General features: G+C 58.7%; 1 protein-coding gene. It reads left to right on the forward strand.

Going from position 1 to position 344, the window contains the following annotated elements; translation table 11 throughout:
* Positions 1–53 precede the first annotated feature (53 nt).
* On the forward strand, positions 54–344 hold a 291-nt coding region (locus P0G09_RS16205), incomplete at its 3' end, for a CbiQ family ECF transporter T component (protein WP_275253178.1).

Consider the following 344-nt stretch of genomic DNA (forward strand, 5'->3'; position numbering starts at 1 on the left):
GGCGACAGCCTTGTGCTGCCCCGTGTGGATGCAAAGAAGGGGGGCGCTGCCACATGCTGAGAGATATCACCATCGGCCAGCACTTCCCGGGCGACAGCCGTGTGCATAAGTTTGACCCCCGCATGAAGCTGGTGCTGACCATCGTCTACATCATCCTGCTGTTTGCCGCGTCCAACCCGCTGGGCCTGACGCTGTCCCTTGTGTTTCTTGTGGCCATGTACGGCGTGGCAAAGATCCCCTTCAAGCTGATCACCAAGAGCCTGAAGCCCATTTTGCCCATAATCCTCTTTACCGCGGTGCTCAACCTCTTATTTGTTTCGGGCGAGGGCGAGCCGCTGGTGCAC

The organism is Faecalibacterium sp. DFI.5.82 (assembly GCF_029076575.1).
Lineage (GTDB): Bacteria > Bacillota > Clostridia > Oscillospirales > Ruminococcaceae > Faecalibacterium > Faecalibacterium duncaniae.